Raw genomic sequence first — 7,885 nt, forward strand, 5'->3', positions numbered from 1 at the left:
TCAACAAGTTCTGGGAGCCGAGGATGCGGCGGCAGTTCTTCGAAATGCTGGACGACGGCACCGGGAACTTCAACGAGTTGGTGGTGGCCGCCTCCGCCAGGATCAAGCGACCGATCACGCCGGCTGCGGCCGACCTCAAACTCGGGCTCAAGCCCTCCCCTGCCGACGTCGCCGCCTCGCAGGAATAGCCGCCAAGCCGCGCCAGCTTACATTCACAATCGCTAAAGTTTAAGCTGCCGCAATCTGCGCTGTTCTGCTATGGTTTGACGACCGGAAATCGTCAGGCCGGGGTGGAAATCTCGTGAGGCCGATCGAGACGCGATACGCCTGTAGCGGCGATGTGCGGATCGCCTATCAGGTGGTCGGGCAGGGATCGTTCGATCTCGTCTTCGTGCCGGGCTTCATTTCCAACCTCGACCTGCACTGGGAAGACGAGGGCTACACCAGGCTCTTGAAGCGGCTTTCGGCGTTCTCTCGGCTGATCCTGTTCGACAAGCGCGGCACCGGCCTGTCCGACCGTGTCGACGCGCATAACCTGCCCAGTCTCGAGACGCGGATGGACGATGTGCGCGCGGTAATGGACGCCGCCGGCAGCGGCCGTGCGGCGCTGCTCGGCTCCTCCGAAGGCGCACCGATGGCGATGCTGTTCGCCGCCACCTATCCGGAGCGGACACGGGCGCTGGCGCTCTATGGCGGCTATGCGCATTTCCACAAATGGGTGATGTCGCCCGAACGCCTCGACGCTTTCATCGAGATGGCGGAGACAGCCTGGGGCACTGGCGCCACGCTGCCCCATTTCGCGCCGAGCCGGGTCGACGACGCGCATTTCGCCCAGTGGTGGGCACGTTTCGAACGATTGTCGGCGAGCCCGACGGCGGCGGCGGCGCTGGCGCGCATGAACGCCGACGTCGACATCCGCCATATCCTGAGCGTGATCAGCGCGCCGACGCTTGTAATCCATCGCCGCAACGATGCGCGGGTCGACCCCGATGCCAGCCGCTTCCTTGCACAGAAGATCCCCGGCGCCCGGCTGGTCGAGATTCCCGGACGCGACCATCCGATCTGGACCGGCGATGTCGATGGGGTGGCCGACCTGATCGAGGAATTCCTGACCGGCGAACGCGCCGTGGGCGAAGTAGACCGCGTGCTGGCCGCACTACTGGTGACACGCATCTACGACACGGCACGGCTCGGCGACCGGATGTGGAGCGAACGCAGCCAACGCTTCCAGGAAACCTGGCGGCTGCTGGTCGGGCGCCATGGCGGGCGTTCGGCGGGCCTGCATGGCGAGTTGATGATTTCGCGCTTCGACGGCCCGGCACGCGCCATACGCTGCGCGGCAGCGCTGCGCGAGGCGGCGCAGGAAATCGGCGTGGCAAGCGCACAAGGGGCGCATGTCGGCGAGATCGAAGTGCGCGGTCCACCCGTTGGGACGACGGCGCGGGTGGCAATTCAACTGGCCGCCCATGCCGGCCGCGGCGACATTATCGCGTCGCGTCTGATCGCCGATCTGGCGGCTGGGTCGGGCCTGCATTTCACCGACGCCGGGCGCATCAGTGTCGGCGAGCTGGAGCAGCCGCTGGCGCTGGTCCATGCGACGTCCGAACAGCATCTGGAACCCGCCTGCCGGCCCAAACCCAAGACCGCCGAGCCGGCCGCATTGACGGCGCGCGAAAGCGAGGTGGTGAGCCTCGTCGCCGACGGCAAGAGCAATGCCGCGATCGCCGCCGAATTGCGGCTGAGCGAACACACGGTCAAGCGCCATGTCGCCAACATACTGCTCAAGCTGGATCTGCCGTCGCGGGCGGCGGCGGCGGCGTTTTCGGCCAGGCACCCTGGCCCGCACGGGCCATGAGAGCCATGGCGCTTTCGGGCGAAGCGGCCATGGGCGGGTAAGCGCTATCAATTCTCTCCACGCAGGCTAGGCGGATGTCGCTGGGAAAGGCGCTGCGAACGGAGGAGGAAATGCTGAAGTCGAACCGGACACTCAAATTGCTTGTGATCGCTGCAAGCGTCGGCGCGTTGTTCGCCATCTCTCCCGCAAAGGCCGAGGACGCGTCCGCGGCGGCCGCCTACAAGGACATCGAGGCAACGCTCGGCTCGGTGCCGGACATGTTCAAGACCCTGCCGGATGTGGCCGTCGCCGGCGCCTGGGCCGAGATTAAGGGCGTGCAGCTCAACCCGAAGACGGCGCTTGACGGCAAGACCAAGGAACTTTTGGGCCTCGCCGTCGCGGCGCAGATCCCATGCCAGTACTGCATCTATTTCCACACCGAGGCGGCCAAGCTCAACGGCGCCAGCGACGAGGAGATCAAGGAGGCGGTGGCGATGTCCGCCATCGTGCGCCATTGGTCGACGATGCTCAACGGCAGCCAGGTCGATCTGACGACCTTCAAGAAGCAGACCGACGACGTATTCGCGGCCGTCAAGGCGAAGTCGCAGTAAGAACCACTGCCCGGCGATGAGCGCCGGACGGCACATCGACCATCAACCGCCCGGTCGGAAGACGGGCCAATGGAGGATGAAATGCTGACCAAGACCCAAACAGTGGACGGCGCCGCGATCAAGAAGGCGATCGAAACCCGTGACGGCAAGATGCTGTCGAGCTTCTATGCCGAAGACGCGCTGGTGCGGGTGATCGACCGCAACAACCCGCCGAGCAAGCCGCGTGAAATCCGCGGGCGCGCCGCGATCACCACATTCTGGGACGACATCTGCAGCCGGGCGATGACCCACAAGGTCGACACCACCATCGCCGACGGCGACAGCCTCGCCTTCACCCAAGCCTGCGCCTATCCGGACGGGACCAAGGTGTTCTGCGCAGCGATGCTGGAGCTGAAGAACGGTCGGATCGCAAGACAGACCGTCGTGCAGGCCTGGGACGAGTAGATCAACAACCGTGGATCAACCGCGGCCTGGGCCGCAAACCTAGAGGAGAAGACGATGTTCAGCGCCAGATGGCAGATCGACGCCAAGTTCGGACACAAGCAGACCGTGCTCGACCTGTTGAAGAAATGGGAACGCGAGATCGGGTCACAGGTCGGCCTCGACGAGCTGGAATTCCAGATCATGACCGGTTCGATCGGCGCGCGGGAGGCGACGGTCGAGTCCCATCACCAGGTCGAAAGCCTGGCCCAGTTGGAGGCGTTCTTCGCCAAGATCGGCAAGATCGACGCGCACGCGAAATGGGGCAAGGAGATCGAGCCCTATGTCGTGTCTGGCACCAGCCTGTGGAATATCTATCGCATCGTGGAGTAGTGGTCTGCGGTCTTACCTCTCCTCTTGTGGGAGAGGTCGGATTGCCCCGATTTGTCCTTCACAAATCGGTTGGCAACCCGGGTGAGGGGTAAGCTGGCGTCAAGCTGGAACACCCCTCATCCGTCTCGGCGCTACGCGCCGATCCACCTTCTCCCACAAGGGGACAAGGCAAAACTAGCCATGCGCAACCATCACATGCCGCACGGCGGTGTAATCCTCCAGTGCGTAGAGCGACATGTCCTTGCCGTAGCCGGACTGCTTCAACCCGCCATGCGGCATCTCGTTGGTCAGCATGAAGTGGGTGTTGATCCAGGTGCAGCCATATTGCAGGCGGGCGGCCGTCGCCATGGCGCGCGAGACATCCTTGGTCCATACGGATGACGCCAGGCCGTAGTCGCTGTCATTGGCCCAGTTCACCGCCTCGTCGACTTCCGAAAAACGAGTAACCGAGACGACCGGGCCGAACACTTCGCGGCGCACGATCTCATCTTCCTGCAGCGCGCCGGCGACGACGGTCGGCTGGTAGTAGAAGCCGGAGCCCTCGCCCGGCTTGCCGCCGGTGGTGATCTCGATGTGTTTCAGTTCCGAGGCGCGCTCGACGAAGCTCGAGACGCGGTCGCGCTGGCGGCGCGAGATCAGCGGGCCGATTTCGTTTTCGGTATCGTCGGGGCGGTCGTACTTGATGGTCGAGACGGCCGAGGAGAGATCGGCGACGAGCTTGTCGTAGATCTTCTTGCCGGCGTAGATGCGGCAGGCGGCGGTGCAGTCCTGGCCGGCATTGTAATAGCCGAAGGCACGCAGGCCGTTGACCACGGCGCCGAGGTCGGCGTCGTCGAAGACGATGACCGGCGCCTTGCCGCCGAGCTCGAGATGCGTGCGCTTGACCGACTTGGCGGCCGCCTGCAGCACCTTCTTGCCGGTGGCGACATCGCCGGTGATCGAGATCATGTTGACCTTGGGATGATTGATCAGCGTGTTGCCGACGCTGTCGCCGCGGCCGAGCACGACATTGACGACGCCTTCGGGCAGGATGTCCGCAAGGATTTTTGCCAGCTTCAGCGCCGTCAGCGGTGTCTGCTCGGACGGTTTGAAGACGACGGTGTTGCCGCCGGCGATCGCCGGCGCCAGCTTCCAGGCCATCATCATCAGCGGATAGTTCCACGGCGCGATGGAAGCGACGATGCCAATGGCATCGCGACGGACCATCGAGGTGTGGCCGGGAATGTATTCGCCAGCGACGACGCCCGGCATCGAACGGACGGCGCCGGCGAAGAAGCGGTAGCAATCGACGATCGCCGGGATTTCGTCATTGAGCACGGCGTTGATCGGCTTGCCGCAGTTGAGCGCCTCGAGCGTGGCGAACTCCTTCGCGTCGGCTTCGATGCGGTCGGCGATCTTCAGCAAATAGCCGGAGCGCTGCGCCGGCGTGGTGCGCGACCACAAGACGAACGCCTGTTCGGCAGCAGTGACCGCCGCCTCGATCTGCGCCTGGCTGGCCTCGGGCAGGTTGAGGATGGTCGCCCCGGTCTTTGGATTGAGGATCGGCTCCTCGGTCTCGGTGCCCTTCTCGAATTTCGAGCCGATCAGCATCTGGGTGTCCATAAGGTTTCTCCCTTTACAGAAGCGAGTAGCGAGTAGCTGAAAGCGAGTAGGGTTTGACCGTCGATCCCTATTCGCTACTCCCTATTCGCTGTTTTTCATTTCCCGCTTCCAGCGATCTGGTCGCCGTCACGGGTGAGGTAATAAGCGGCAAGGATCGGCAGCAACGTCACCAGCATGACGACCATGGCAACGACATTGGTGACCGGGCGCTGGCGCGGACGGATCAGTTCTTCCAGCATCCAGATCGGCAGCGTCTGCTGCTGGCCGGCGGTGAAGGTGGTGACGATGACCTCGTCGAAGGACAGCGCGAAGGCCAGCATGCCGCCGGCAAGCAGCGCCGTGGCGATGTTGGGCAGCACGACATGGCGGAAGGTCTGAAAACCGTCGGCGCCGAGATCCATCGAAGCCTCGATCATCGAACCGGAAGTGCGGCGGAAACGGGCGACGGCGTTGTTGTAGACGACGACCACGCAGAAGGTGGCGTGGCCAAGCACGATCGTCCAGAACGAGAACGGGATGTCGGCCAGCGAAAAGGCCGAGCGCAGCGCAATGCCGGTGATGATGCCGGGCAGCGCGATCGGCAGGATGACCAGCAGCGAGATGGTTTCGCGGCCGAAGAATCTTGTCCGCGACACCGCCGCCGAACAGAGCGTGCCGAGGATGAGCGCGATCGCCGTCGAAATCGCGGCCACCCTGACCGACAGCGACAGCGCCTGCCAGACATCTGGCCGGTTCCAGGTCACGGCGAACCACTGCGTCGTCAGCCCTGGCGGCGGCCAGACGAAACTCTTCTCTTCGGTGGTGAAGGCATAGACGAAGATCAGCAGGATCGGCAGGTGCAGGAACAGCAGCCCGCAGGCGGCGGCAATCTTCAGGCCGAGCGGAGCCGACTGGGAACCATCAGAGCGCATCGAAGGCCCCCATGCGCTTGGCGCCCCAGAGATAGAAGCCCATGATGACGATCGGCACCACGGTGAAGGCGGCGGCGAGCGGGATGTTGCCGGCGGTGCCTTGCTGCGAATAGACCGCCTGGCCGATGAACAGACGCGAGGTGCCGATGATCTGCGGGATGATGTAGTCGCCCAGCGTCAGCGAGAAGGTGAAGATCGAACCGGCGACGATGCCCGGCAGCGCCAGCGGAAACAGCACGTTGCGGAAGGTCTGTCCCGGTGAAGCGCCGAGGTCGGACGAGGCCTCGACCAGATTGCCGGGCACGCGCTCGAGCGCCGCCTGAACGGGGAGGATCATGAACGGTAGCCAGACATAGACGAAGACGATGAAGGTGCCGGTGAACGATACCGACAGGGAATTGCCGCCGACGATCGGCAGCGACAGCCAAGCGTCGAGAACCCACAACAAATGCAGCTTGGCGAGCAGCCAGGTGAGAATGCCTTCCTTGGCCAGGATCAGCTTCCAGGCGTAGATCTTGACCAGATAGCTCGACCACAGCGGCAGCATGATGCCGAGATAGAACAAGGCCTTCCAGCGGCCGCGCGCATAGCGCGCCGCGTAGTAGGCTATGGGGAAGGCGATGACGGCCGAGGCCAGCGTGACCAGAGCCGCCATCGTCACCGTGCGCAGGATGATGTCGAGATTGGCGGCCTGGAACAGGTCGCCATAGGTCTTGAGCGTGAACTCGCGGTTGATGAGGCCGGAAAACTCGTCGATGGAGAAAAAGCTCTGCGCCAGCAGCGCAAACAGCGAGCCGATATAGACGATGCCCAGCCACAAAACCGGAGGCAGCAGCATGAGCAGCAACAGGACCTTGGGCTTGCGCCAGAAAAGGTCCGACAGAGCGCCGCGCAGACCGCCGCTACCCGGCAGGATGGCGGGGGCCGTTGCACGCACCATGGCGGCGTCGAGGCTCATGCCGGCTCGTCCATCAGATGCAGGTGCTCGCGGTTGAAGGTCAGCACCACCGCCTCGCCTTCTGCCGGCAAGGCGATGCCGGCCGGCACGATGGCGTGCAGCCGCAGCCCGTCGGCGTCGAGCGCCAGCTTTGTCGTGGCGCCGAGATAATTGGTCGAGACGAGGCGGGCCGACACACCTTCACCACTTGTGACCCCCTTGGCCGCGCGGCCGACGCGAATGGATTCAGGGCGGAGACTCCCCCAGCGATGCTGGCCGGAATAGCGCTGCACGAAATCCGGCGGCAGCACATTGGAGGAGCCGACGAAATCGGCGACGAAGCGGGTCCTCGGCCGCTGGTAGATATCTTCCGGAGTGCCGATCTGCATGATCTTGCCATCGTTGAAGACGGCGACGCGGTCGGCCATCGACAGCGCTTCGCCCTGGTCGTGAGTGACGAAGACGAAGGTGATGCCGAGCGCCTTCTGCAGCGACTTCAACTCCTCCTGCATGTTCTCGCGCAATTTGAGGTCGAGCGCGCCGAGCGGCTCGTCGAGCAGCAGCACCTTTGGTTGGTTGACCAGCGCGCGTGGTTGGTTGACCAGCGCGCGGGCGAGTGCCACGCGCTGGCGCTGGCCACCGGAAAGCTGGCCGGGCCGGCGGGCGCCATAGCCGGGCAGCCGCACCAGTGACAGCGCCTCTTCCGCCGCCTTGTGCCGCTCAGCCTTGCCGACGCCCTTGACCATCAGCCCGTAGGCAACGTTGTCGAGCACGTTCAGATGCGGGAACAGCGCATAGTCCTGGAACACGGTGTTGACGTTGCGGCGATAGGGCGGAACGCCCTCGGCGCGGTCGCCGAAGATCGAGATCGAGCCCGATGTCGGCTGCTCGAAGCCGGCGATGAGGCGCAGGCAAGTGGTCTTGCCGGAACCGGACGGCCCGAGCATGGCGAAGAATTCCCCCGGCGCGATGTCGAGATCGACCGCGTCGACCGCGCGCACGCTGCCGAAATGGCGCGAGGCTTTCTGGAAGGAGACGGCGGAGGTCATGAGATGTCAGTCCGTTGCCGGTTTGATGTGTTGATGTCGCGCGACGTCCCACCTCCCCCTTAGGGAGGTCGCGACGAAGCCGCGGGTGGGGGTGTCTCGAAAAACCCCGAGCAGACCCCACCCAGACG

At 64.3% G+C, this 7,885-nt stretch carries 9 protein-coding genes; 5 read left to right on the forward strand and 4 right to left on the reverse strand.

The window, feature by feature from the left end; translation table 11 throughout:
• From EN925_RS14140 to EN925_RS14160, 5 genes are all read left to right on the forward strand, one after another.
• A partial coding sequence (locus EN925_RS14140; protein WP_164894208.1) for a formate dehydrogenase subunit delta occupies positions 1–188 on the forward strand: 188 nt, incomplete at its 5' end.
• A gap of 113 nt (positions 189–301) precedes the next feature.
• Entirely contained in the window at positions 302–1,855 is a 1,554-nt protein-coding gene (locus EN925_RS14145; protein ID WP_128336632.1) for an alpha/beta fold hydrolase, read from the forward strand.
• A 110-nt stretch (positions 1,856–1,965) separates the two neighbouring features.
• Positions 1,966–2,445, forward strand: coding sequence for a carboxymuconolactone decarboxylase family protein (locus EN925_RS14150; RefSeq protein WP_013528017.1), 480 nt, complete (start codon positions 1,966–1,968; stop codon positions 2,443–2,445).
• Positions 2,446–2,526: 81 nt separating this feature from the next.
• A complete protein-coding gene (locus EN925_RS14155; protein ID WP_024503372.1) occupies positions 2,527–2,889 on the forward strand; it encodes a nuclear transport factor 2 family protein in 363 nt (120 codons plus the stop codon).
• 54 nt (positions 2,890–2,943) lie between these two features.
• Positions 2,944–3,258, forward strand: a complete 315-nt coding sequence (locus tag EN925_RS14160) for a hypothetical protein (RefSeq protein WP_013528019.1) — start codon at positions 2,944–2,946, stop codon at positions 3,256–3,258.
• Between the two features lie 174 nt (positions 3,259–3,432).
• Here the strand turns inward: EN925_RS14160 and EN925_RS14165 are convergent, their stop codons facing one another.
• The 4 genes from EN925_RS14165 to EN925_RS14180 form a co-directional block, all read right to left on the reverse strand.
• On the reverse strand, positions 3,433–4,860 hold the full coding sequence (locus EN925_RS14165) for a gamma-aminobutyraldehyde dehydrogenase (RefSeq protein ID WP_013528020.1): 1,428 nt from the start codon (positions 4,858–4,860) through the stop codon (positions 3,433–3,435).
• A gap of 95 nt (positions 4,861–4,955) precedes the next feature.
• Complete coding sequence (locus tag EN925_RS14170) at positions 4,956–5,771, reverse strand: ABC transporter permease (RefSeq protein WP_024503371.1); 816 nt, start codon at positions 5,769–5,771, stop codon at positions 4,956–4,958.
• On the reverse strand, positions 5,761–6,711 hold the full coding sequence (locus tag EN925_RS14175) for an ABC transporter permease (protein ID WP_196815398.1): 951 nt from the start codon (positions 6,709–6,711) through the stop codon (positions 5,761–5,763). Before EN925_RS14175 ends, EN925_RS14170 begins: the two co-directional genes overlap by 11 nt.
• Positions 6,712–6,725: 14 nt before the next feature.
• A complete protein-coding gene (locus EN925_RS14180) occupies positions 6,726–7,757 on the reverse strand; it encodes an ABC transporter ATP-binding protein (protein WP_128336634.1) in 1,032 nt (343 codons plus the stop codon).
• Between the last annotated feature and the right edge of the window lie 128 nt (positions 7,758–7,885).

Origin of the sequence: Mesorhizobium sp. M7A.F.Ca.US.006.04.2.1, from assembly GCF_004022915.1 — a bacterium.
Classification (GTDB): Bacteria; Pseudomonadota; Alphaproteobacteria; order Rhizobiales; family Rhizobiaceae; genus Mesorhizobium; species Mesorhizobium ciceri.